Genomic DNA, 22,733 nt, shown 5'->3' with positions numbered 1-22,733 from the left:
GGCCGTGTGCCGGCCTTTTCGTTTCAGGAGGCAGTATGAAAATCAAAGTAATTTGGGGTTTTGTCGGCAACCCGGTGCTTTTGGGCTCTGAGATCACCGCGGCTAAGGCTGGTCAGGTATTCGACGATGTCGATGACGAATATGCTCATACCCTGATCGGTAAAGGGCTGGTCGAAGAAGTCGAAGACGATGGCAAGCCGAAAGTGGCCAAGCCCAAGGAAACCAAGCCGGCGGCTTCGAAAGAGACCAAGTAAATGATCGATCTTCCCCGAGTAAAGCTGCACCTCCGGGTCGATGGCGATGAAGAGGACGCGGTCATCTCGGGTTACTTCGAGGCTGCCAAAGCTCACGTCGCGATGCATTGCGACCGCGAGCTGGTCGACACAGTCCCTATCGGCCCGGAACAGATGGCGTTTACGCCCGACGTTGAGCAGGCCGTGCTGTTGCTTGTCGGCCATTGGTACGCCAACCGTGAGGCGGTGGTGATCGGAACGATCTCCACGGCTGTCCCGCTGGCAGTCGACCGGCTCCTCTGGTACAGGAAGCGATTCTGATGAGAGCTGGCCCGATGAACAAACGCTGCGCCCTGATGCAGTCTCAAGATGTTAAACGCCCGGGTGGTGGTTTCGTGGCCGGCTGGGTAGAGATTGACAAAATCTGGGCAGAAATCGCCACGCCCAGCGGCAGCACTTCCCCGGTGGCGGACCGTCTTGAGGCGAAAGTCACCGCAGAAATTAAAATCCGGTACCGCTCCGACGTAGTCGCGGGAATGCGTATCGCATCTCCCAGGGGCACCTATCTGATCGTGGCAGCGTTGCCTGATCGGGACCCCGCCATGCTCAGGCTCATGTGCTCGAGCGTCACTAACCCTTAGAGGTTCTCCATATGAAAGTACGTGCCTTGGCCAGTATCTCTGGCCCCATGGGTCGCAAGGTCGCGGGCGATGAGTTTGTCGTCAGCGCAGGCGATGCTCAGTCCTTGATCGATCGCAAGCTGGTAGAGCCAGTGCCTGTTGAGCAGGATCCGCAGCCAGCCACCGAAAAGCCGAAGAAGCCAAAGGCGGCAGCCAAGGAGTAAGCCATGGCTGCGCGCAGATCCAGAATGTCGGGTGACTTCAAGCTGAGAAAGACGCTGCGCAATATCCACACCCAACTCGACAACGAGCTCAAGCCTGCCATGCAGGAAGCGGCGGATAAGCTGCTGGCCACGATGAAAGAGCTGATCCCCAAGGATACCGGTGAGGGTGCGGCTGCGTTAACAGCCTTTGTCTCGAAGAGCGGACTGGATGCTCAGGTTGGGATTCGAGGGAAGAAGTTGAACCGGCGGTTTTTCTATCTAGGGATCGTGGAGCGCGGCTCGAAAGGTTACACCGAAGGCAAGCGGGCTGGCGGTCGCAACAAGCGGCCAACGAACAAGTCAGACGGCGCAACATTCTTCGGAAAGTATCCGGATATTCCGGCTAGACCCGCTCACCCCTGGCTGCGACCGGCCTATGACGTGAACAAGGAGTTCATCTTGGCCAGCATCAATCAAGCGGTCAGCAACACATTGAAGCGCGCTGTCGAGGAGCTGGGCAATGGCTGATCCATCCTTTGCGCTGCAGGTTGCGCTGTTCGACAGGCTTGAATTGGAAGTGTCCTGCCCGGTCTACGACAGCGTGCCGATGAACGCCGATTTTCCGTACGTCTCGCTCGATTATGAAATCTCAACCAACAACGATCCATTGGCGAGCCGCCGAGATATCAGATTTTTTTACTTGTCGGTTTGGTCTGACTTCAAAGGGCAAGAAGAAGTAAAGCGCCTCATGGCCGAGATCGATGCGGCGACTCACGAACGACCTCTTCCGCTTACTACAGGTCGGGTTGTATCGATCCGCGTCGAGCGCAAACAAACAAACCGCGAGCCCGACGGCGTTACCTTCATGGGTAGCGTCACCCTCCGAATCGTCACCCAACACTAAACCGCTGAACCAACGCCGCCACGCGGCTTTATCACCTGTCCTTGGGAGGACTCCTTATGTCTATTAGTACCGGCGCTGGCACGCGTATCCATATCGGACCGCGCCTATTAGCTGATCTGCCGAAAGACCGCGCAGCCGCGATCTTGCTGTTGTCCGCGCTGACCTATACCGAAGTCGGCGAAGTGGAAAGCATCGGCGATTACGGCGATACCATTAACGACGTGACCTTTGCCGGTCTGGCTGAAGGTCGAGCCAAGCATTTGAAGGGCCTGGCGGATGCTGGCTCGTCCGAACTGTCCATCGGCTTCGATGCGGGTGATGCGGGCCAGCTGGCTTTGGTCGAGGCGTTCCTCGATCGGTCCCGCTACGACTACCCGATCAAGGTTGTCTATGTGGACGGCGAGACCGACTACTTCGCCGCCAAGGTCATGAGCAACAAGAAGACCGGCATCAGCGTTGAGGGCGTTCTGAAACGTACCGTCACCCTGGGCATCAACTCGGAAATCTACGAAGTAGAAGCCGTTTAATCAGCCCGCTCCTACGGCGCCGCATCTCTGCGGCGCCGTGCTCACCCCATTCGATAAGAGAACATCCATGTCCAAGACTAACCACGGCACCGTTGAAGTTACCCTCGGCGACGAAGTCCTCATCCTGAAACCAACGCTGAAAGCCATGAAGGCGATTGAAGGCCGCTTTGGCGGGATCTTGCCTGCAATGCAGTCGGTGGGCACTGCGAATCTGACCAGCATCGCTTTCATCATCGCGATCGGTACCGGCGTGAACCTGGCCAAGAAAGACGCTGCCGCACCTATCGAGGAAGCCGTGTTCGAGGAAGGGATCGATAGCGCCGGCAGCCAGGTCATCCCGTATCTGAAAGGTTTCCTGAACCCTGCCGGTAAAAGCGACGCCGAGCTGGAAGCTCAGGCCGAGTCGGGAAACGAGTAAAGCGGGATCCTGACCTCAGCGTTGTCGATGAGCTATTCAACATAGCCACCGGCTGGCTGGGGTGGTCCCCGAGCGAAGCCTGGAACACGCCCGTCGTTGAGATCGTCATGGCCTGGGATTCGAAGCGTCAGTTCCTTATTGACACGAACCCCTTCGGCGGCGGTGGCGACAAGGACAAGATCGACAGAAAGGCCGTGGCCAAGGAGGCTCGGATGGGCTTCCGGGTTGCGGCCATGGGCAGGATGAAAGGTTGAGGTTCTTACTCTTGACGTCGATACTCTCGCAAAACGAGTAGGAGACTCAACCGGTGCAAATTTTAATTCTTGTATGCGTAATTATTATTTTAGCCATTTTGGCGCCCAGTATATTTGGCTATTTGCTTCTCTTCTTTGCATCGTCCGGCCAGATGTTTCTGGTGTCAGCGGCCTCTGTTTTACTGATACTGGCAGCTGTTTACATCTGGTCTAAAGTAGCTGACTCGCCTGATGCTGATCGGAAAAAAATGGAGCGAAAGGTGAAGAAGATCACTGACGCCGCCAATAAGGCCAACCGCAAAAAGGCTTAATTCATAAGAATTCGCGATTTCGAATCCCGGCAAATGTCCGGGATTTTTTTCGCCTGGAGAAAAGTAAATGGCTGACGCCGACGTTCAAGGCATGCTGATTCGTATCGAGGCAACTACGGCACAGCTACGCCAGGAGATCGCCCGAGGCGAGGCGGCGGTTGCGCAGTCGGCCGGTAAAATGGATACCAGTCTTGGCCGTATTGATACCGCGTTTGATCGCGCTGGCGCTAGCGCGCAGAGCGCGGGCGGGCTTATACAAAACGCGCTGGCTGCAGCCATTGGCGCCGCATCAATCGGCGCCATCATCAAAACCGCCGACTCGTATTCGCAGATGTCCGACCGTATCGGCATGGCTACCAAAAGTTTTGGCGAATACAACACAGTTCAAGAACGCCTACTTGCAACTGCAAACCGCACCTACCGTCCGCTTGAAGAGGCTCAAGAGCTCTACATTCGCACGTCTGACAGTCTTCGCTCGATGGGTCTCAGCGCGGATCAATCCATGGACGTCATGGATAGCTTCAGCTATTTGCTGGTAACAAACTCTGCGTCGGCGGACAAGGCCAGCTCTGCCATTGATGCTTATTCAAAATCCCTGCAAACCGGCAAGATCGATGCGGATTCGTGGCAAGCCATGCTTGCGGCAATGCCGACCATTGTGGAAACGCTGTCCAGCGCAACCGGCAAGTCGGCCGAAGAAATCAAAAACTTGGGAGCTCAAGGGAAGCTGAGCCTCGACACACTGACCGAGGGATTACAAAAAAGCACCGAAGCCAACGGGTTACTCGCCGACAGCATGGGCGTTGCAGTGCGCGATGCTTTGGTCGCGCTGAATAATGCTTTCACCGTCTACGTTGGGCAGCTCAACGAGTCCACCGACGGAACGGGTTCACTTGCGTCCGGCATCGCCATACTCGCCGACAACTTCACCGCAGTCGCCGAAATCGTAGCGACCATCGCTACCGGTGCGCTCGCACTCTATGCGCGTGGCTTGGTTGTTTCGACAGCGAGCTCCGCATTAGCTACAAAGGCTGCACTCGAGGACGCAGTTGCGCGTCGCGAGCAAGCAACCGGACTGCTGCTCGCCGCCCAGGCTGATCAAAAAAAGGCTCAGACTGCGGTTTTCTTGGCCGAGAAAGAGGCTGTCGCGGCAAGAGGCACGGCCGTCCAAACGCAGATGTCCCTGCAGCTTGCAGAGGCCCGCATGGTCGAAGCTCGCGCAACAGCAGCAGTTGGCACTGCGCAGTCCGCGGTCATAAGCGCTGGGCGTCCACTGCTTGGCCTGCTCGGCGGGCCTGTTGGTATTGCCATGCTCGCCATGGGCGCGGCCGCTGCCTTTCTGACTCTTCGCGATAACACTGGCGACCTCGAAAAAAAGCTCGGCGACCTTTCTGGCCCGATCGACCAGCTCACCAAAAAATTCAACGAGCTTGACCGGGCCACCCAGTCTGTAACGTTGCGCGAGTTGCGCAGTACGATCGCCGATGCGCAAGAGGATTTGTCGACCGCAGCCACCTCGATAGCGTTTGAGTTCCAGAGCAGTCTGACGAATGCCGGGCTGGCTGGCGCCTCGGGCTTTATGGCAGGCATCGCGCCATTGCCGGCCGAATTCCAGGCAGCCATCGACCTCGTAAAGAAGGCATCGGCTGACCAAGCAAGCGGAATGGTTGTTGACTGGAAGGCCGTGGCTGACCAGGTGCGGCAAGTACCAGGTGTCACGGCAGAGGTTGCTGACGCGCTTGAGAAAAGTGGCGGCGCAGCGGCAACGTCAAATTCTGAACTTGCCAAGCTAAAGGACACCGTTTCCCAGCTAACAGGTGAAACCGAAGGTCTGACGAGGGCTGAGCGCGAGAATGCTGCGGCAAAGGCAGCAGCCGCTGGTGTTGGGCAAAAGTACCTTGAGCAACTGCAGAAGCAGTTGGGGGCTGCACAGGACAAAACCCACCTAGAGGCAGCCAACAGATTCATCGCCGAAAATACCAACCTCACTGAGGGCATGATCACCGCAATTCGCTCGGCTGCCGCGGCAAAAGACGCTCAGAAGGCATCGGACGATGCGGCAACCAAAGCAACCAAAAGCGGCACTGGTGCCGTAAAGGAAGCTGCGACCGAAGCGAAAAACCAGGCTAAGGCCCTCACTGATCTCAAAACCCAAGCCGATATCGCTATTCAATCGGCCACCGGTTTGGCTGCTGCCTACCTGGCAGGCACAGACAAATCCCGCGAGTTCAGCCTGCAGCAAAAGGTTGAAGAGGCGCTGCTGAAAACCGGTGCGTCCGCTCGCGCTGAAGTTATTGCAAAGCTCACCGCCGAGAGAGAAGCCCAGGACAAATTGGCCGTTAGCAAATCTGCCTATGACCTGGGGAAAGAAACGGCTGATCTGATCGCCCAGGCTAAAGCCACGTTGATGGGTGCAGACGCGCTCGCTGCGTACAACGCGGAAAAGGCGCTGACCATCGCGCTTGCAGGCAAGAACATCGAAGTCGGCAGCGAAGAATATAAACAGATGTTGGCTGCGACCGAGGCTCAGAGGGAGGCGCTCAAACTCGTCCAGCAGGCCGGGAGTGCTGGCGGAATCATGGATCGCCTGTATCCAGAGGCGAAGCTGCTCAAGGATTACACCGAGGACCAAAAAGCCCTCAATGCTGCAATGGAGCTATATCCGCAAAACGCGGCCAACTACCAATCCGCTCTGGCGAAGCTCGGCCGGGAATATGAGGTGAACCAGAGCAAGGCCACCATCTGGGGCCAGATGACCGAGGGTGCAGTGGATCGCATCGACGGCGTGTTCGCTGATGCCTGGGCGAACATCGGCAGTGGCGCGAACAACCTGTGGGATAGCTTGGTCAAGGGTGCCAAACAGGCCTTTGGCGAGATTGCTCACATGCTCACCACCAAGCCGTTGCTGGCGTCGCTTAGCAACTGGCTGACCGGTACGGATAACGGTCAGGGGATTGGCTCGGTGTGGGGCAAGTTGATGGGCAGCGCGACGGGCCAGCAGGGTGCTGCCGGTGGCGACTCCAACGGATGGGGCGGCATGGTTGGTCTGGGCAAAAACCTGTACTCCGCCTGGAGCGCTGTTACTGGCGTGGGTGCTGACATTGCGGCGGGCTACGCCTCCGGTGGTGTCAGTGGTGCGGTTCAAGGTGGTGCAAGCTACTACGGCAACATGCTGTCCAACATTGGTGGCACGCTGTCGAATGGCTTTAAGTCTTTGGTATCCACCTTCACAGGCGCGACCGCTGCACAGACGGCGGCCACCATTGGCGCGCAGGGCATCACCAGCGCTGCGCTGTCCGGGGCAGTCACGCAGGGTGCGGCGTCTCTTGGCGCGCAGTTTGGCACCGGCGTATCGATGACCACGGCAGCCACGTATGCCGCAGCGGAAGTGGGGGCTGCGGCTACTGCGGCTTCGATTGGTGGGCAGATCACAGCCGCGATGAGCAGTGCCGCCGCTATGTGGCCGCTCGCGATCGTGATGGGCATGTACCAGTCCGGCAAGCTGTACGACGCAGGGGTTCGTCCTAGTGCAAGCGATATGCTCGAAACCGGTGGCCACACCGCAGCGGGCAAGGCCACCATGGCGCCGCTGGCGATTCAGTCCGGAATCATGGACTTTCAGGACAAGATCAACAGCAAGCTGGTTGGCGGCAAGCTTGCTGCAATCATCAGCGGATCGACATTGCACCAGGCGGTATGGGGTGCGGTGGGCAAGAAGCTGTTCGGGGGCGCATGGGAAACCAAGGACGGCGGTATCTCGCTCGGTGTCGAAAATGGCGAGTTCGATGCGCAACAATACATTTACCAGAAGAAGAAAGGCGGCCTGTTCTCCAGCAGCAAGAAGCGCACGCGCTACAGCGAGCTGGACGCCGAGACGGAAAACGCTCTCGGTGCTGCGTACAACGACAAGCTGCTTAATTCTATGGGCCTGTTCTCGGCCTTGGGCGTACAGCTCAGCGAGTCGGTGTTCGATGGCTTGAACGTGGCTGCCAGCAAGATCAGCACGCAGGGCAAGACGCCCGAAGCGATCCAGGAAGAGTTGGACAAATGGTTCACCACCCTGGGTGATTCCGCTGTTTCCGCCATCAATGCCGCGACCGGCTCAGGTCTGGACGGTTTCACGCTCGATGGCCTGACCAGCTTCGTCAACAACCTGTACGAAGTGAACAGCATCTTCGAAAAGTTCGACGTGAAGATGGTTGGCTTCACCGTCGCCGGCGGCCGTGCCGTTGAGGCGCTGGCGTCGATTGCGGGCGGGATGGACGCATTGCGCGCCAACGTTGCCAGCTACTACGACAATTTCACGGACGATACGCAGAAGAGCGGCGACGCGTTGGCGGCGGTCACTCAGCAGTTCGCCGCTCTGGAGTTGGTCCTGCCTGGCACACGCGAAGCCTACAAGGACATGCTGCAGCAGTTGGACATGACCAGTGCATACGGTCAGGCAGTGTTCAATGCCATGACCATGCACGCAGCATCTGCTGCATCGGCCTACGCGATCCTTGAGCAGCGAGAGTCGGAATACTACAGCGCGTTTTTCAGCGCCTCGGAGAACACGGCGCGCACTACCAAGGAAACCACGGAGCGCCTGAAAGAGATGGGCGTGATCCTGCCTGCAACCCGTGAAGGGTTCCGGGACATGATCGAAGCGTTGGACACCACCACTGCCACCGGCAAAGCGATGTACAACACGCTGATGAGCGTGGCGGGCGCTGCTGGAACTGTGTTCGATGTGTTGGAGGCTACGGCGCAGGAAGCGGCGCAGACTCTTAAAGACGCATTGTTTGGCGCAGTCAGCTCTTCACTGTCGACGCTGCAGCGCTCGATCTCGGCCCAGCAAAAAGCCGCGCAAGATGCTTACAACGCAACGAACGCTTCACTCGGCGACATGGTTAGCACCGCGACGGAGAACGTCACCGGCCTGACTTCTGTTGGCAATGATCTGAGCGCTGCACTCAAGGCACTGCGCGGCGATTCGGATGAGGCCGTGAAGATGCTGCGCGCCCAGGCTCAGGCCACGCTGCAAAGCGCGCTGGCAACAGCTCGTGCTGGTGGGTCGCTGTCCGGCTTCACCGGTCTGGAAGACGCACTCGACACCGTCAGCAATAACAACACTGACCTGTACGGCTCCATGGAGGATTTCGCACGGGATCAAGGCCGCACGGCCAACGTTGTTGCCGAACTGAACGGGATCAACGGCAAGCAGCTGACCACCGCCGAGAAGTCGCTGAAGGGTCTGGAGACGCAAGTCGAACTGGCCAAGGCAGCGTACGAAGCACAAATGACGGCATTCGATCAGCAGCTGGCCTTCGCTCAAGCGCAGATGGATGCGCTAAACGGCGTCGACAACTCGGTGATGGGTGTCACTGCTGCAATCAACGCGATGAATGCGGCGGTCGTGGCGGCGCTTGCAGGCGTCGGCACCAAGCCATCTGCCAACACCCCTCAGAACAACGCCACCATCGTCGACACGCTTTATCAGTCGGTGCTCGGGCGCGGGACCAAAGGGGATGAGGCGGGCGCTGCATTCTGGGCTGCGCAACTGCAGTCCGGCGCGATGGGCTATGACCAGATCGCCAAGGCTATCGCTCAAGGGGCGATGGGCAATAGCGCGGAGTCGGCAGCGACCAAGGCCAATGCCGGGAAGTATCTCGGTATTCCTGGCTATGCCACTGGCGGCCTGATCAATGGCCCAGGCACCGGCACCAGTGACAGCATTTTCGCCCGACTTTCCAACGGCGAGTACGTCATGAGTGCTGACGCGGTGCAGATGTTTGGTACCGGTCTGCTCGATCAGATGAACGCTGGGCAGTTGCCAGCATTTTCGACTGGCGGCGGTATCGGTGAGGCCGGCCCGCAACTGGATGTTACTGGACCGAGCCGGATCTTCAACGCGAACCAAACGGCATCGATGCTGCGGGGTGGTGATTCGGGCGCGACAGCTGCGGAAGTGCGAGCTCTACGCGAAGAGATCAAGAGCAACGCTTCCTATATGGCGAGACTCACGAAGGGTGTCGCGGACGGTATCGACACGCTCGTCAACTCTGGCGTGCAAATCAACGGCACAGTTGAAACTAAGGCGGCCGCATGAGCCAGATGAAAGTGGTGCCGGGGATAGAGATAACCCCGGCGAAGATGATAATTAACGCCCTGCCTGATGCCGACTATGCAGCTTGGTCGGCAACTACGGCATACGTCATCGGGGACTTTGTAACTATTGACCGTATCAATTATCAGGCACTGGTTGCGCATACAAACCGCAACCCAGTGACTGATACGGTTTCGCCAGCTGCCTGGCAGAACCTCGGATGGGTCAACAAGTACAGGATGTTCAACAAGAACATTGGCAACACTTGGAAGATCGGGACATTCACGGCGGCACCGAATGTCATCGACTTCACTATCCGGCCTGGCCAGCGCATCAACGCCATAGGCCTCGTCGGGGTTTACGCCTCATCGGTGCGGATCGTCATGACCGTGCCAGGGGTAACAGACCCGGTATATGACAAGACCTTTGCCATGTCGAGCAAGGCAGGGGGCAGCTGGTATCAGTACTTCTTCGGCCAGTTCGTTACCAGGGACAACTTGGCCGAGTTCGATCTGCCGCCATTCAATAACGCAGATATCCGCGTGGTTGTCAGCGCGCCGGGCGGCACAGCTCGCGTGGGGATGATTGTCATCGGCTGGGCCAAGAGCATCGGCACCGCTATCTATGGAACATCGCTAGGTCGAAAGAAGTACTCAACCGTGAGGGAAGAGTTCGACGGAAGCATGACCATTACCGGGCGCGGAAGACGCAGATCAATCGACTTCCAAGTCGTGATCGATGGCGATCAGATATCCAGCGCGCAGCGAACGCTCGATGCGCTCGACGATTCACCCGCCCTTTACGTAGGCGCAAGTGAACTCGATTACACCGTCATCGTTGGGATATTCGACGACTTCGACATAGGCCTGCCGACGTACAACCGTGGCGAATACACACTCAAAGTAAGGAGCCTCATGTAATGGCTATTCCGCTACTCACGCCGTTTCCGCCCCCCCCGTTACCGACAGACGCCGAAGCAGTTTTTGACACGAAGGCCGGCGCCTCGCTGACCGCTCAAGATAACTACGTTGACGAGATGAATGCGGGCGTTATCCCGGGCATCAATGCAGCAGTTCTGTCCGCCACAACGGCTGCGCAAACCGCGACTGAGCAAGCTGCCATTGCTAGCGGAGCAGGCGGTGCAGCCGCCGCGCAAGTCGCCCTTGCCACGGCAGCCGCAAACAATGCTGCCGCATCAGCAACTGCCGCCGAATCCGCCCCTGGCTCAATCGGCAATCTCGCTTTGTTGCATGCCGTCGCCCTCTCTTTTTAGGAATTAAAAACATGGCCAATACATTTACCGCACCCTTTGTTCAGACCTACAAAACGCAGTCCGCCATCGCGCCGACAGCCGTTACCGGTATCGGTACATCCAGTATCGTTGGCGCTGTTCCTGTTTGTACCGCTGGTTCTAATGGGGCACTGGTCACTAAGCTGACGGCGATCCCAAGAGCGACGGTTACAGCTTCGTCCCTGGTTCTGTTTCTTGTGAAGTCTTCCGCCCCGACCGTATTCAACCTGATCGATTCCGAGCTGATGGCCGGATACACCCTCGCCTCTACCACTGCCATCCCTGAAACGGTTTTTGGCAACATTAGCGACGACACGCCGATCCGCCTTGAGGCGGGTGACGCCCTCTATGCGGGCTCCCAAGTGGCACTAGCTGCTGGCATAGTTTTTACGGCTCAGTGGGGCAACCTGTAATGGGCAGCCGGGAACTGGGAAATCCGCTAGGCAATCCTTTCGGGCTGCCTAGAAAAGCCGGCGGTGGGTTAAAGACGATAAATCCGACCATTGTCGATTTCATAAACGGGGCTTCCGGCACCTATACGATTCCTGACGGGTTCTCGTTTTTTCGCGTTACGGCAGTAGGGGCCGGTGGCTCTGGTTCTCTTACCTTGAGCAATAGCGGTGGCGGTGGCGGTTTGGCGAGAACCGGCATTCTTCCTGTAGTGCAAGGGCTGGCAATCTCATATAGCGCAGCATCCATACCCGCGACAAATAGCGACGGTGCTGCGTCTACCGCGTCTTTCGGCGCCGTTTCCCTTACGGGTAATGGGGGTAAGGTATCCGGGGCGGGCGGAACAGGGATCGGGGGTGACTTCAATTTCACGGGCGGTTCCGGGGTTAACGCAGGCGGGGGCGGGGCGGCCGGACCTAATTCCAATGGTGGGAATGGCGGAGCGGTTGGCGGATCTACCGTTGGCGGCTCATCTGTAGATGGCGGTGGCGGTGGCGTAGGATCTAGCGGCTCCACTGTTGGCGCAGGGGGAGGCGGGGGCGTAATGGCAAGGGGGGCGCCTAACGCTACATCAGGGGGTATCGACGGCGGATCTACCGGGGAATATTGGGGGAGTGCAGGGCAACTCCGGGTCACTATAAGCGGGGGGAACGGCGGTAATTGGGGCGGTGGAGGCGGTTGCCGCGCAGTAGGGGCTTCAGGAGGAACTGGGTCCGTAGGTGGTTATGGCGGAGTGAGGATCGAACTATGGTAAAGGTTGAAAAAGGTATCGCAACGCGCGAACCGCTTCCGCAGTTCCTGCAAGGCTTGCTGCCTGAATCGCTCACCGATCTGTCGTGGACCGATCCGGCGCTAGGCGTGCAGGGTGTGGCCTGGTGGCCCGAAGAAAACACTGAAGGCGAACTCGGCGCCGACAAGAAGTGGGGCGCCGAGGTATTGACCATCGACGCCGAGCGCAAAGTGGTGAAGGTCGCCCGCAAGCAGGTGGCTATGACAGCGGCCGAAAAGGCGGCTCGGGATGCGCTGCTTGCTGCTGATTGGCGCGATCGGATTGCGGCTCGTCGCTATGCCGCCGAGACATCCGGCACGATGATCGCCGGCATGCCGATCGATACCGACGACCGCAGCAAGACGCTGATCAATGGCTCGGCATTGCGGGCGTACCGGAGCACTGACTACGTGTTGCGCTGGAAAACCTCAGACGGCTTTGTCGATCTGCCAGCCGCCCAGGTGCTGGCGATTGCCGACGCCGTAAGCGAACACGTTCAGCTCTGTTTTGACCGTGAGGATGTGCTTCTCGGCGCAGTGGCCGACGGCTCGATCACCGCTGAGATGCTGGAAGAGGGGTGGCCGGTATGAGCCGCTTCGTCACGACCCTAAAAACCGAGCAGACCGACCGGCGCACGTACACGCTACTGGCTGACCTGGTGCTGGCCGATGAGGACGAACGCACGATCACTGTGCCGGCTGGCTTCGTCACTGACTTTGCCAGCATCAAGGTGCTGCACAATGCATTCCTGTTTGTACTGTTCGCACTGGTGTCGGGGTACGGCAACTACGCGGCCACGGTGCATGACTGGCTTTATGAGGATGGCCAGATCAGTCGCAAGGAAGCGGATGCGGTGCTGTACCGGGCGTTACGTGCTGAAGGGGTGGCGCGCTGGCGAGCCTATTTATTCTGGCTAGGAGTCAGGCTAGGCGGCGCCAAGCAGTACAAGACCCCGACAAGTTCGGGGTTTTCTTCGTCTGGGGATTGAAAAGACAAAGCCCCGGTGAGCTGTAATCACCAGGGCTTCTATTTCTCAGATGGGGAACATCCAAAACTTGCCGCGATGCTACCAGCGGGAATGGAAAAGCAAAACCCCGGCGGTTCGCAATCGCCGGGGTCTCTATTCTCCTCTGACCCCTTTATGACAGAAGAGCGTGCCGCGGAGCCTACCAGTCGGAGGCGCGCCCGCCAACCGTCGCTCCACCTGTAACGACTACAAATTTCAGCTATCCAGCCCGCCGAGTGCGGGTTTCTTTTTGCCTGGAGAAAAGTATGACCGTCACTGAGAAAGACCGAGACATCCTCGCGCGCACGCTTTATGGCGAGGCCCGTGGTGAAGACGTCATCGGCCAGATTGCTGTTGCGTGGACCATCCGCAACCGGGTGGAGATGGATTTGCACAACGACGGCAAGCCGGATTGGTGGGGCGAGGGCTACGCCGGCGTGTGCCTGAAGCCGTGGCAGTTCAGCTGCTGGAACAAGAACGATCCGAACTATCCGTACCTGAGTGGCGCGAAGCCAATCCCAGCGCGAGAGCTCGCCCGGGCGCGGATGGCGGCTGACCATGTGATCGACAGTGCGGCGCCGGATCCAACGAACGGCGCCACTCACTATTACGCGACGACCATGCCGCGACCACCAACGTGGGCGAAGGGTGCGAAGCAGACGCTGAAGCTCGGGCATCACGTATTTTTCAAGGATGTGCCTTAGCCCGCAAGTGACGCTATCCTGTTGCTGATTTCAAGCGAACAGGAGGCAGCATGGAAGGTGTAGAACTGAGCCCAAACATTGAGCGGGCGGCCGACAAGCTACTCGCGCAGATCGCCCGGGCGGACTCGATGATCATTGCGGCGAAGGCGGGTGCAAAGGCGGAGGGTTTCGTTCTTGGCCTTGAGTCGGCCCGGGCCTTGAACGAGGCGACGATTGACCGGCTCTATGTGATCTTCGATGCCGAGACCGAGGAACGGCTTAAGGAGTTGGCGCCTACTTAGATCAGGCTGCCGGTCTCCATCGACTGGATCAGCGCGGGCCCTTGGTTGAGGACGCTTCCAGTCGCGGTAGAGCTTGAACACTCGATTTGCTCGGCCGCTGTGAATGAAGTTAACGGCAGAGGCGCTGATGCAGCCATCAGGCGGCGAGCTTTCGTAATGTCTAGTTCATACTTACCATCGGGTGCGTAGTACCGGGCAGCCGCTACAGCGGGTCCGATCGGACCGTAGTAAATGGTAAATAAGGCCCCTTCATTGTATTGAATGATCATCAGGTCATCGACTTTACCGAGTGTCGACTTTCCGATTGGGACAAAACCGGTCAGTTGCGCGGTGGTTTTTACGCTGATTCTTCGCCCATTTCGACAAATAACGTCAAAGCCATGCTGGTTGGTAATGTGTGCAAGGGTCCCACCTACTTGGAGGGCGCAATAGAACTCACCAATGCGGCCCGTCAGATGGCTGAGCTCTGTGGGCCTCACACCAAACTCAGCGGTTTCGAGCAAAAGTAGATCAAAGTACTGGTCAAAGAGTTGCTGTATGCGATCTGCAGTAATCATTTTTTGCTCTGGACTATTTAGCCGAGATGGCGCTGTTAGTGGTGCGCTACAAGCTACCTTTTTTCGGCTCCGTGTTGGATAAAAATCATTCGGGCGTCATCAGCACTGCGAGCGTCAGCTTGAGGAACCCTTCGTTCTTGTCGATGGTGTCCAGGGCGCCGCGCACGTTGTCGGCGACCTCGGACGATCCTTGCTGCTCGACCCTGTTGGACAGTTCCATGATGGCTGCTTCGAGCGCGAGCTGGTTTTCGTTGATCTTGTAGAGCAGGGGAGGGATCAGGTCTGAGCTGGTAATTGACGTCCTGAGCTGATGAGGACAGGGCAGCAGTAGGGAGGGTGGCGGTTCATTCCGCAGGAACGGACCTGGGGATTCCCGATATTGGGTCGGAATCGATTCTGTGGATAAATCGTAGCGCCTGAAAAACAATGTACGTCTATTTGTACGTATTGCAGACAAACGAAAGGCCTGCATCGCTGCAAGCCTTTGTTTTGTATGGTGCCGGCACCAGGAGTCGAACCCGGGACCTACTGATTACAAGTCAGTTGCTCTACCAACTGAGCTATACCGGCGTGTGGGCGACGATTATAGCGATTGGGTTAAATCTGTAAACCCCTGAATTCAGACTATTTTTACGCCGGTGCAGGATCAAGCTCAACGAAGGCGAAATCTCTGGGTTTTCACCCTTGAAAACAGGCACTTTCAAGGTTTGTATTGCTCGCCTGAGGCGGCGATTTTTTCCGTCAGATCTGCCTCGTATTAAGTGATTTATGCCGTTTTGAATGGAAGCTTATGCACAACTGATCGGCGTGCCCGCGCTCAAGTGCGAGTATTTGTGGACGCGTTCTCATTTTGTCCGCAAATCCCTGTTTTACTGGTTTTTTATTTATGTGAACAAAAAATGACCAGCAGTGTTAAGGCTTCGAAACAGCCGTGGATATTGGATCCACAAGAATTTCATCAACAGAGTTATCCACAGGCTGGAGTGTTTTAAGCACGTTCTGCGAGCAGCAGTAGATTGCGCGGTGTGAGCGGCGCATCGCAGAAGGTGCCAAGGCGCACGACGTATCCCAGTTCGGCAAGGAAAAGTGCTCGATCCAGATTTAGCCAAAGTTCGAGTGGTCGCCGGAATAATCCGCGAAGTAATTCCAGGTTGCGAACTTCGGCTAACCGCTGCCAACCGGCCGCCTCCAGCGCTGGCCAATCCTGCGAGCCGATTGTGGATAACTCTTTGAGCGCTGCCAGATCGAGGCAGTAATCGGCGAAGGTTTTTTCCAGCCAGGCGCTGGGTAGCGAAGGGGTTGGCAGGTACTGGTCGATGCCGCTCAGTTGCCGTTGCAGCAAGTCAAAGGCAAGGCGTCTTGCCATGGAGGTGTCGCGTTGGCGTCGGACTCTGGCACCGGCGGTGACGGTTTCGCTCATCGGCAGCGCCAGATCTTCTAGCGAGAGCCGTAGGAGCGATCCCGAGGCGGCCAAGGATAACGCCTGATATTCCGTGCGATTGATCCGGTTGTAGCAGCACGGGGCGATTGCCATTTGTCGGCAACCGGCGGCGCTGGCCAGTTGCATCAGTCGCACATGCAGATCGCCGCAGGCGTGGAGGGCAACTGGAGTGTGACGTGCGTTCAATACGGCTGAAGCATCTGCCGCCAGAACATCCTGTTCAACATGCTGCGCGTTTAATTGATGGCGCTGGCTCAGCGCATGACCACTGGCAACCAGCGCCGGATCGTACTCAACGCACGTCAGTTGTTGCCCGGTGCTCAGCAGACGCCGCCCCAAGTGTCCCTTGCCGGAGCACCAGTCCAGCCAATGCGTCGGTTGCGATGCGAAGGACAGTCGACTGCCGAACGCCTCGATCTGCTGCCATTTACGCCCCGGTACATCCACATTCAAGCGCTGGCTTGCAGCTTCCAGCGCATGCCCGGGCAACTCTCCGACCGCACTCAGTTCAGCCGACAACGCCGCCAATGAAGCGAACGGCTCCGGCGCATCGGCAAGATTGGCAGGGTGGTTGTGAGCATTTTCCGCATCTTGCAGCGACCGCCCGCGTAGCCATGAGGCCAGCTCCGGGTAGGACGCTTCCCAGGGAAGCTGCAGATGAGTGAACGGTCGAGGTTTCCACAACGCCTGATGCGCTGTCAGAAAAGTATCCAGTGCCGTGAAGCGGGCGAGTAAGTCTTCGCCCGTCAGCACGTGGGAAGTTTCATCGCCCTTGGCAGGCATCGACGCGCAGCCAGCGCTCCAGCAGCTTGAAGCCGCGCACCAGCACGTAAGCCATCACCAGATAGAAAACACCAGCGGCGAAGAAGATTTCCACCGGCAGATAGGTGCGGGCAATGATCGTGCGGGCCATGCCGGTCAGTTCCAGCAAGGTGACGGTGCTGGCCAGAGCGCTGGCCTTGAGCATCAATATCACTTCGTTACTGTAGGCCGGCAGGCCGATGCGGGCTGCACGCGGCAGGATGATGTAGAACATCGCTTTGGGCTTGGACATGCCCAGTGCACGCGCCGCTTCGATCTCGCCCGGAGGGATCGCCTGAATCGCGCCGCGCAGGATCTCGGCGATGTACGCCGCGGTGTGCAGGGTCATGGTTACCGTTGCGCACCAGAACGGATCGCGCAGGTACGGCCACATTGGGCTGTTACGCACAGCGTCGAATTGCGCCAGGCCGTAATAGACGAGGAACAGCTGAACCAGCAACGGTGTGCCGCGGAAAAAGAAGATGTAGGCGTAGGGCAAAGTACGCACGTACCACAGCTTCGAAGAGCGGGCGATGCCCAGCGGGATCGCCAGTAACAGGCCGGCAATCACGGCGATGGCCACCAGTTCCAGGGTCAGGGTCGCGCCCTGCGCCAGTTTCGGCAGCCACTTGATGATGACTTCCCAGTTCATTGAGCGCTCCTCGCAAAGCCGCGGGCGGCGCGTTTTTCCAGGAAGTGCATGCCGGTCATCGCCACCACCGTCAGGCCGAGATACATGAGCGCTGCAACCATATAGAACGTGAACGGCTGTTTAGACATGGTCACGCCGATCTGTGCATGACGCATGATTTCTTCCAGGCCGATCACCGACACCAGCGCGGTGTCTTTCATCAGGATCATGAACAGGTTGCCCAGGCCCGGGAGGGCGATGCGCCACATCTGCGGCATGATCAGCTTGGTGAAGATCCGCCATTTCGACAGGCCCAGGGCCACGCCGGCCTCACGGTGACCTTTGGGAATGGCGAGGATTGCGCCACGAAACACTTCCGTGGCGTAGGCGCCGAAGCACAAACCGAGCGCGATGACGCCGGCGGCGAAGGCGCTAAGTGCGAGATCGGGATTGCCGAAAAACTCGCCGAGCGCGCGCATCAGGTTGACCGTACCGAAGTAGATCAACAGTACCCAGAGCAATTCCGGGACGCCGCGCACCAGGGTTGAATAAAAGCCGCCAAGCCATTGCAGCGGCTTGTACGGGGAAGTCTTGGCCAAGGCGCCGAGCAGCCCGAGCACCAAACCCAGGCACAGGGCCGAGAGAGCCAGTTTGACGGTCATCAGCGCGCCAGCGGCGAGCGCCGGGCCGAATCCGTAAAGGTCGATAATCATGGATTTCTTTTCAAATCGCGGCAGGCAAGGTCGGGAGCCGGCGCCGTTGAATCACGGCGCCAGTTCCGCAGGTCAGGATCAGTAGATGCTGAACGGGAAGTACTTGTCGTTGATCTTCTTGTAGGTACCGTCAGCGACGATTTCCTTCAGTGCAGCATTCAGCTTCTCGCGCAGTGGATCGCCCTTGCGCACAGCAATGCCGATCTTGTCGCTTTCCACGACCGGGTCGCCTTTGAACTCGTAGTTCTTGCCGGCGTCGCTTTTCAGCCAGTCATAGTTGGCGTACTTGTCGGCGAGGATGGCGTCGACGCGACCGGAGGTCAGGTCGAGGTAGGCGTTTTCCTGGGTGTCATAGAGGCTGACCTTGATGTCATCAGCGTAGGTATCTTCCAGCCAGGTGCCGGCCAGCGTGGCACGCTGCGTACCGATGGTCTTGCCTTTGAGCGAGTCCTTGTCGGTTTTGAAGTCGACGTTTTTCGGTGCGATGAACTGCAGCTTGTTCGAGTAGTACGGGTCGGTGAAGTCCACCGCGCCTTTGCGCTCTTCGGTGATCGACAAAGACGAGATCAGGAAGTCGAATTTCTTCGCGTTCAGCGACGGGATGATGCCGTCCCAATCGGAAGTGACTACGGTGCACTCGACTTTCATCTTGGCGCACAGGGCGTCGCCGATGTCTTTGTCGAAGCCGACCACGTTGCCACTGGCGTCTTTATTGTTGAACGGCGGGTAAGCCGCTTCGATGCCCATCTTCAGGGTTTCGGCCATGGCACCGGCGCTGAACGCCAGCGAGACGGCCGCAGCCAGGAAGACCTTTTTATAGTTCTGCATGCATGTTGCTCCGTTAGCGGTTGCTGGACATGAATTGTTTGCAGCGCGCCGAAAGCGGGTTTTCGAACACCTGCTGTGGCGATCCTTGCTCTTCTATCAAGCCTTGGTGAAGGAACACCACTTCGCTGGAGACCTGACGGGCGAAGCCCATTTCGTGGGTCACGAGCAGCATGGTGCGGCCTTCTTCGGCCAATGCGCGGATGACACTAAGTACTTCCTGAACCATTTCCGGGTCAAGGGCGGAGGTGGGCTCGTCGAACAGGATCACCTTCGGTTGCATCGCCAGCGTGCGCGCGATGGCCGCGCGTTGCTGCTGGCCACCGGACAGTTGCGCCGGGTAGGCGTGGCGCTTGTCGGCGATGCCGACCTTGGCCAGCAGTGCTTCGGCGACTTCGATGGCTTCGGCCTTGCTCTGGCCGAGCACGCGGCGCGGGGCTTCGATGATGTTGTCGAGCACGCTCATGTGCGGCCACAGATTAAAGTTTTGAAACACAAAACCAATCTCGGAGCGCAGGCGGTTGATCTGTTTGCCGTCAGCGGCAACCAGTTCGCCATTCTTGGCGGCCTTGAGCTTGAGTTCTTCACCGGCCACCAGGATCTGGCCCTGGTGCGGGTTTTCCAACAGATTGATGCAACGCAGGAACGTGGACTTGCCGGAACCGGAGGAACCCAGGATCGAGATCACATCGCCGTCGCGGGCGGTCAGCGAGATGCCTTTGAGCACCTCAAGCTGTCCGTAGCGTTTGTGCAAGTTGCGGATTTCAAGCGCGGGCGTGGCCTCAGCCATGTGCGTTCCTCATATATGTTGCGCTCCTGCTGTTGGATGGCCTTCCTGGCGAGGCGGCCAAGCTAGCATAGCGTTTCAATGGCAGCCAACAGCGCTACGAGCGGTAAACGGGTGGCATGTGGCGGGTTGTCGCATCAGCACAGCAGACTGTCGCCCCATCAACAACCGAACGGGTGTTTGAACGTGCAATCGCGTGGGTGTCGCGTAAAAAAAGGCGCGATGTTGCCAGCTTTGGCGGGGTGTTGGAAGCGCTATCCGGCCGAACGTTCCCGATTCGCCCTTTTATTGTGCATCCCACAATTTTTCAGTGTGTTTCTGGTGCGCGGATTCGTCTTCAAAGTGAGTCGCAGGGTAACGCTCTGGCAGATTGCCATTAAATCCAAGGACTTGCGATGACTGTCCGGTCGCGCGCAAAGCCCCGTCCTGAAAGAGTTTGAAATATTTTGGCGCAATTATTGCGTGCAGAATAAGGAACGCCCCGTTGGTTTCTTTTTACGAAAAGGAAATTCCGGACGGGCCGGACGCAATCGCTTTCCTTGCAAAGGTAGTTTCGATGAGCAGTACCCCAAGCTCCAATGGCCTCGAACAGGGGCTCAAACCGCGTCATGTGACCATGTTGTCGATCGCCGGTGTTATCGGCGCCGGTCTGTTCGTTGGCTCCGGCCACGCCATCGCCGCCGCAGGTCCTGCAGTGCTGCTGGCCTATGCAGCCGCCGGTACCCTGGTGGTGCTGGTGATGCGGATGCTCGGCGAAATGGCGGTTGCTTCGCCCGACACCGGCTCTTTCTCGACGTATGCCGACCGCGCCATCGGGCACTGGGCCGGCTTCACCATCGGCTGGTTGTACTGGTGGTTCTGGGTGTTGGTGATTCCGCTGGAAGCCAACGCCGCCGCGACCATCCTGCACGCGTGGTTCCCCGATGTAGGCATCTGGGCGTTTGCGCTGGTCATCACCCTGCTGCTGACCGTGACTAACCTCTTCAGCGTGAAGAACTACGGCGAGTTCGAATTCTGGTTTGCACTGGTCAAGGTGCTGGCGATCATCGGGTTCATCGGGCTCGGTCTTGCGGCAATTTTCGGCTACCTGCCGAACAGCCAGGTCAGCGGCGTTTCGCACTTGTTCGACAGCGGCGGCTTCCTGCCTAACGGCATGGGCGCGGTGTTGGGCGCGATTCTGACCACCATGTTCTCGTTCATGGGGACCGAGATCGTGACCATCGCGGCCGCGGAATCGAAGGACCCGGGCAAGCAGATCTCCAAGGCCACCAACTCGGTAATCTGGCGGATCGGCCTGTTCTACCTCGTGTCGATCTTCATCGTCGTGGCGCTGGTGCCATGGAACGATCCTATGTTGGCGAACCTCGGTTCCTACCAGACTGTGCTGGAGCGCATGGGCATCCCGAACGCGAAAATGATCGTCGATATCGTGGTTCTGGTCGCTGTAACCAGCTGCCTGAACTCGGCGCTCTATACCTCATCGCGCATGCTGTTCTCCCTCGGCAAGCGCGGTGACGCACCGGCCATGTCGACTCGCACCAACAAAAGCGGTACGCCTTACTGGGCGGTGATGTTGTCCACTGGTGCCGCGTTCCTCTGCACATTCGCCAACTACGTGGCCCCGGCTGCCGTGTTCGAATTCCTGCTGGCCAGCTCCGGTGCGATCGCACTGTTGGTATACCTGGTGATCGCGTTCTCGCAACTGCGGATGCGCAAACAGCGCATGGCCCGTGGCGAGAAAATCGATTTCAGCATGTGGCTGTTCCCGGGCCTGACCTACGCGGTGATCATCTTCATCGTCGCGGCCCTGACCATCATGTTGTTTCAGGAAGCGCACCGCGTGGAAATCCTCGCCACCGGCCTGCTGAGCCTGATGGTGGTGGCGACCGGTCTGCTGGTGTCTCGCCGTCGCAAGCAGGAAAAACGTGGTGCGGTGGTGTTGAACTGATCCGTAGCGCGTAATACAAAACGGCCGCTGTCAGTGATGACTAGCGGCCGTTTTTGTTTGTGAGAGCGGATTACTCGCTCTTTTCTTCCTGCGATTCCACTGACTTGGCATACGTATCCAGCGCAATCCCGAAGTCGGTGATGAACTGCGGCTCGCTCAGCCAGGCCTGGGCGGCTTCGATCGTCATGCCATCGGCCCACATGCGGTAGTCGATCAACATGTCGGCGGCCAGGTGGGTGGCGGCCATGCCTTCGTTTTCGGCGTTTTCCATGTCCAGCAGATCAGGGTGATCAATGATGATGACCGCGAGTTCGCGCAGCAGTGTCAGCAGCATCTCGTTGCGGCTGACGGCTTCGGCGTCGCGCATTTTGCTGAACATTGCCAGAGTGTATTCAGGGATCGGCTCGGCGAGGTGGCCGAGGTCTTCGTTCTGGTCCAGCGGCTTGCGGCCAACCATACGGATTTGCTTGGCTTTGGCCTTGGCGCGTTTGGCGCGTTTTTGTTGCTTGTTCAGGGATGCCATGGGAACTCAGTTCTTCTGTTGGGTTTGTGCAGCGATAGCGTCGGACGCCGCCACATAGTCGGCTTGGAACGCGGGGGATTCGATCCACGCCAGCGCGCCGGCCTCGTCGGTTTCCTGCGACCACTGGCGATACTCGATCAGCGCTGCGAGGATGAAATCCATGGAGCCTTCTTCGCCTTCTTGCTCGTAGACCAGTTCCAGCAGCGGGTCTTCGAGGAATGCGGTGCACATCGCTTGCTGACTGATCTTTTCGGCGTCGATCATTTTCTTGAACAGCTCGGTCAGGTCCACCGACTCGAAGTCGATACGGTCATCGTTCGGGTCCAGCTCGACCGGCGCCTCGGCGCGTTTGGTGCGGTTCTGCTTGGCCTTGGTTTTGGCCCGGGCGGCGCGTTTTTGCTGCTTGTTGGCAGAGGCCATGGTGTGTTCCGTCGTGCGTTGAATGAGG

General features: G+C 58.3%; 28 protein-coding genes and 1 tRNA gene. 19 read left to right on the top strand and 10 right to left on the bottom strand.

Features of this window, described 5'->3' with window-relative positions; all coding sequences use genetic code 11:
• The first annotated feature begins 35 nt into the window (after positions 1-35).
• From AB4P92_RS13715 to AB4P92_RS13630, 18 genes are all read left to right on the top strand, one after another.
• Positions 36-254: a hypothetical protein gene (locus AB4P92_RS13715; protein ID WP_395599550.1), complete on the top strand. Its 219-nt coding sequence runs from the start codon at positions 36-38 to the stop codon at positions 252-254.
• Positions 255-554 (top strand): head-tail connector protein, encoded by a 300-nt coding sequence (locus AB4P92_RS13710; RefSeq protein WP_395599549.1) that lies wholly within the window; start codon positions 255-257, stop codon positions 552-554.
• A gap of 14 nt (positions 555-568) precedes the next feature.
• Entirely contained in the window at positions 569-874 is a 306-nt protein-coding gene (locus tag AB4P92_RS13705) for a phage head closure protein (protein ID WP_395599548.1), read from the top strand.
• Between the two features lie 11 nt (positions 875-885).
• Positions 886-1,077 carry a hypothetical protein gene (locus AB4P92_RS13700; RefSeq protein ID WP_395599547.1) on the top strand — a complete coding sequence of 64 codons (192 nt, stop codon included), beginning with the start codon at positions 886-888 and terminating at the stop codon, positions 1,075-1,077.
• 3 nt (positions 1,078-1,080) lie between these two features.
• Positions 1,081-1,584: an HK97-gp10 family putative phage morphogenesis protein gene (locus AB4P92_RS13695; protein ID WP_395599546.1), complete on the top strand. Its 504-nt coding sequence runs from the start codon at positions 1,081-1,083 to the stop codon at positions 1,582-1,584.
• Positions 1,577-1,960: a DUF3168 domain-containing protein gene (locus AB4P92_RS13690; protein ID WP_395599545.1), complete on the top strand. Its 384-nt coding sequence runs from the start codon at positions 1,577-1,579 to the stop codon at positions 1,958-1,960. Before AB4P92_RS13695 ends, AB4P92_RS13690 begins: the two co-directional genes overlap by 8 nt.
• 56 nt (positions 1,961-2,016) lie before the next feature.
• Positions 2,017-2,487 carry a phage tail tube protein gene (locus AB4P92_RS13685; RefSeq protein WP_395599544.1) on the top strand — a complete coding sequence of 157 codons (471 nt, stop codon included), beginning with the start codon at positions 2,017-2,019 and terminating at the stop codon, positions 2,485-2,487.
• A 67-nt stretch (positions 2,488-2,554) separates the two neighbouring features.
• Complete coding sequence (locus tag AB4P92_RS13680) at positions 2,555-2,905, top strand: hypothetical protein (protein ID WP_395599543.1); 351 nt, start codon at positions 2,555-2,557, stop codon at positions 2,903-2,905.
• Positions 2,906-3,012: 107 nt separating this feature from the next.
• Positions 3,013-3,159 (top strand): hypothetical protein, encoded by a 147-nt coding sequence (locus AB4P92_RS13675; protein WP_395599542.1) that lies wholly within the window; start codon positions 3,013-3,015, stop codon positions 3,157-3,159.
• 53 nt (positions 3,160-3,212) lie between these two features.
• Positions 3,213-3,470, top strand: a complete 258-nt coding sequence (locus AB4P92_RS13670; RefSeq protein WP_395599541.1) for a hypothetical protein — start codon at positions 3,213-3,215, stop codon at positions 3,468-3,470.
• Between the two features lie 67 nt (positions 3,471-3,537).
• Positions 3,538-9,561, top strand: a complete 6,024-nt coding sequence (locus tag AB4P92_RS13665; protein WP_395599540.1) for a tape measure protein — start codon at positions 3,538-3,540, stop codon at positions 9,559-9,561.
• A complete protein-coding gene (locus tag AB4P92_RS13660) occupies positions 9,558-10,478 on the top strand; it encodes a carbohydrate-binding protein (RefSeq protein WP_395599539.1) in 921 nt (306 codons plus the stop codon). The genes AB4P92_RS13665 and AB4P92_RS13660 overlap by 4 nt, the downstream gene beginning before the upstream one ends.
• Positions 10,478-10,831, top strand: coding sequence for a hypothetical protein (locus tag AB4P92_RS13655; RefSeq protein ID WP_395599538.1), 354 nt, complete (start codon positions 10,478-10,480; stop codon positions 10,829-10,831). The genes AB4P92_RS13660 and AB4P92_RS13655 overlap by 1 nt, the downstream gene beginning before the upstream one ends.
• 11 nt (positions 10,832-10,842) lie before the next feature.
• Complete coding sequence (locus tag AB4P92_RS13650; RefSeq protein ID WP_395599537.1) at positions 10,843-11,262, top strand: hypothetical protein; 420 nt, start codon at positions 10,843-10,845, stop codon at positions 11,260-11,262.
• Positions 11,263-12,046: 784 nt separating this feature from the next.
• Complete coding sequence (locus AB4P92_RS13645; RefSeq protein WP_395599536.1) at positions 12,047-12,658, top strand: DUF4376 domain-containing protein; 612 nt, start codon at positions 12,047-12,049, stop codon at positions 12,656-12,658.
• Positions 12,655-13,056, top strand: coding sequence for a DUF1353 domain-containing protein (locus AB4P92_RS13640; protein WP_395599535.1), 402 nt, complete (start codon positions 12,655-12,657; stop codon positions 13,054-13,056). Before AB4P92_RS13645 ends, AB4P92_RS13640 begins: the two co-directional genes overlap by 4 nt.
• Before the next feature lie 284 nt (positions 13,057-13,340).
• Complete coding sequence (locus tag AB4P92_RS13635; protein ID WP_395599534.1) at positions 13,341-13,778, top strand: cell wall hydrolase; 438 nt, start codon at positions 13,341-13,343, stop codon at positions 13,776-13,778.
• A gap of 50 nt (positions 13,779-13,828) precedes the next feature.
• Positions 13,829-14,059 (top strand): hypothetical protein, encoded by a 231-nt coding sequence (locus tag AB4P92_RS13630; protein WP_395599533.1) that lies wholly within the window; start codon positions 13,829-13,831, stop codon positions 14,057-14,059.
• Here AB4P92_RS13630 and AB4P92_RS13625 read toward each other — a convergent pair.
• From AB4P92_RS13625 to AB4P92_RS13590, 8 genes are all read right to left on the bottom strand, one after another.
• Positions 14,056-14,616 carry a DUF6998 domain-containing protein gene (locus AB4P92_RS13625; protein ID WP_395599532.1) on the bottom strand — a complete coding sequence of 187 codons (561 nt, stop codon included), beginning with the start codon at positions 14,614-14,616 and terminating at the stop codon, positions 14,056-14,058. The genes AB4P92_RS13630 and AB4P92_RS13625 overlap by 4 nt on opposite strands.
• 85 nt (positions 14,617-14,701) lie before the next feature.
• On the bottom strand, positions 14,702-14,911 hold the full coding sequence (locus AB4P92_RS13620; protein WP_395599671.1) for a hypothetical protein: 210 nt from the start codon (positions 14,909-14,911) through the stop codon (positions 14,702-14,704).
• Between the two features lie 199 nt (positions 14,912-15,110).
• A tRNA-Thr gene (locus AB4P92_RS13615) sits at positions 15,111-15,186 on the bottom strand.
• 418 nt (positions 15,187-15,604) lie between these two features.
• Entirely contained in the window at positions 15,605-16,840 is a 1,236-nt protein-coding gene (locus AB4P92_RS13610; protein WP_395599531.1) for a methyltransferase, read from the bottom strand.
• Positions 16,821-17,510, bottom strand: a complete 690-nt coding sequence (locus AB4P92_RS13605) for an ABC transporter permease (RefSeq protein ID WP_395599530.1) — start codon at positions 17,508-17,510, stop codon at positions 16,821-16,823. Before AB4P92_RS13605 ends, AB4P92_RS13610 begins: the two co-directional genes overlap by 20 nt.
• On the bottom strand, positions 17,507-18,202 hold the full coding sequence (locus AB4P92_RS13600; protein WP_047299331.1) for an ABC transporter permease: 696 nt from the start codon (positions 18,200-18,202) through the stop codon (positions 17,507-17,509). Before AB4P92_RS13600 ends, AB4P92_RS13605 begins: the two co-directional genes overlap by 4 nt.
• 78 nt (positions 18,203-18,280) lie before the next feature.
• Positions 18,281-19,030, bottom strand: a complete 750-nt coding sequence (locus tag AB4P92_RS13595; RefSeq protein WP_042557181.1) for an ABC transporter substrate-binding protein — start codon at positions 19,028-19,030, stop codon at positions 18,281-18,283.
• 13 nt (positions 19,031-19,043) lie between these two features.
• The gene (locus AB4P92_RS13590; protein ID WP_042557182.1) at positions 19,044-19,817 is read right to left on the bottom strand and encodes an ABC transporter ATP-binding protein; all 774 of its coding nucleotides are present in this window, start codon (positions 19,815-19,817) and stop codon (positions 19,044-19,046) included.
• Between the two features lie 553 nt (positions 19,818-20,370).
• Here AB4P92_RS13590 and gabP point away from each other — a divergent pair.
• Entirely contained in the window at positions 20,371-21,762 is a 1,392-nt protein-coding gene (gabP, locus tag AB4P92_RS13585) for a GABA permease (RefSeq protein ID WP_042557183.1), read from the top strand.
• 70 nt (positions 21,763-21,832) lie between these two features.
• On the opposite strand, the gene AB4P92_RS13580 is transcribed toward gabP, so the two are convergent.
• Positions 21,833-22,285, bottom strand: coding sequence for a hypothetical protein (locus AB4P92_RS13580; RefSeq protein WP_395599529.1), 453 nt, complete (start codon positions 22,283-22,285; stop codon positions 21,833-21,835).
• 6 nt (positions 22,286-22,291) lie between these two features.
• Positions 22,292-22,705 (bottom strand): hypothetical protein, encoded by a 414-nt coding sequence (locus tag AB4P92_RS13575; protein WP_042557187.1) that lies wholly within the window; start codon positions 22,703-22,705, stop codon positions 22,292-22,294.
• Positions 22,706-22,733: the final 28 nt, after the last annotated feature.

Origin of the sequence: Pseudomonas sp. A0308 (assembly GCF_044218815.1) — a bacterium.
In the GTDB taxonomy this organism is placed as follows: domain Bacteria; phylum Pseudomonadota; class Gammaproteobacteria; order Pseudomonadales; family Pseudomonadaceae; genus Aquipseudomonas; species Aquipseudomonas iridis.
This window is presented reverse-complemented; position numbering and strand designations above follow the sequence as displayed.